We start from the raw sequence: 1,022 nt of genomic DNA, 5'->3' as shown, positions 1-1,022 counted from the left end.
CGGGGGATCAGGCGTGGCGCACGGCGCTGCCCTCCTGGTCGCGGATCTCCTCCGTCTCGATCTGGAACGTCGAGTGCTGGACCGAGACCTTGAAGTGCTCGGCGACGCAGGACTTCACAGTGCTGAGCGTCTCGGCGGCGTGGCCGTCGGTGAAGCACTCATCATGTCGGGCATGAAGGACTGGCCGCCGAAACCGGGCTCCACCGTCATCACGAGCACCATGTCGAACTCGGGCAGCAGCTCCAGGTAGGGCTCCGGATCGGTGCCGGGCTTCAACGCGATGCCGGCCATGGCGCCGATCTCGCGCAGGCGGCGCGCCAGCGCCACCGGATCCTGCGCGGCCTCGGCGTGGAAGGTGACCGAGGCGGCGCCGAGCTCGGCGTACCCTGGCGCCCAACGGTCGGCATCCGAGATCATGAGGTGCACGTCGAGCGGGATCGGCGAGACCGCCTGGATCCGCTCCACGATCGGCGGGCCCATGGTGAGGTTCGGGACGAAGTGGTTGTCCATCACGTCGACGTGCACGAAGTCCGCGGTGCGGATCCGTTCGAGCTCGCGCTCGAGGTTGACGAAGTCGGCGGACAGGATGCTCGGGTGGATGCGCTGCACGGTCACGGATCGATCCTATCCGCGGGCCGGAGTCCGCGATGCGGCCCGTGCGCCGCGCAGTGCGCTCGCTATGCTGGCGCCATGGCAGAGGAGCAGGACCCGGAGCCCTGGCGCATCCCGACCGGTCTCGGCGCGCCGCAGGGCCTCCGGCCCTCGCCCGGCATCGCTCCCCCGGGCGGGCTGCCCGAACCCCCGCTGAGCGACTGGACGGGGTACGAACCCGCGGACGCGGCCGACGCGCTCGCGGCCGACGCCGCCGAGCAGGTGCACGAGGCGCTCGGAGTCGACGACGTCCCCGCAGCACCCGAGCCGAGCGCTGAGGCTCCCACGGAGCCCGCGGCGCCACCGGTGCAGCCGGTGCAGCCGGCGCCGGTTCCGGCGGCACCCGCCGCCCCGCCGGTGCAGCCCCCCGC

Annotated in this window: 2 pseudogenes; one reads left to right on the top strand and one right to left on the bottom strand. The window is 72.6% G+C overall.

Going from position 1 to position 1,022, the window contains the following annotated elements:
* Nucleotides 1–159: 159 nt before the first annotated feature.
* Nucleotides 160–615: pseudogene (locus XM48_RS00010) on the bottom strand (ribulose-phosphate 3-epimerase); the annotation flags it as partial.
* A 75-nt stretch (nt 616–690) separates the two neighbouring features.
* Between XM48_RS00010 and XM48_RS16720 the strand changes: the two are divergent.
* Nucleotides 691–1,022 (top strand): annotated as a pseudogene (locus tag XM48_RS16720) (hypothetical protein); the annotation flags it as partial.

This window comes from Leucobacter sp. Ag1 (assembly GCF_000980875.1).
Classification (GTDB): domain Bacteria; phylum Actinomycetota; class Actinomycetes; order Actinomycetales; family Microbacteriaceae; genus Leucobacter; species Leucobacter iarius.
This window is presented reverse-complemented; position numbering and strand designations above follow the sequence as displayed.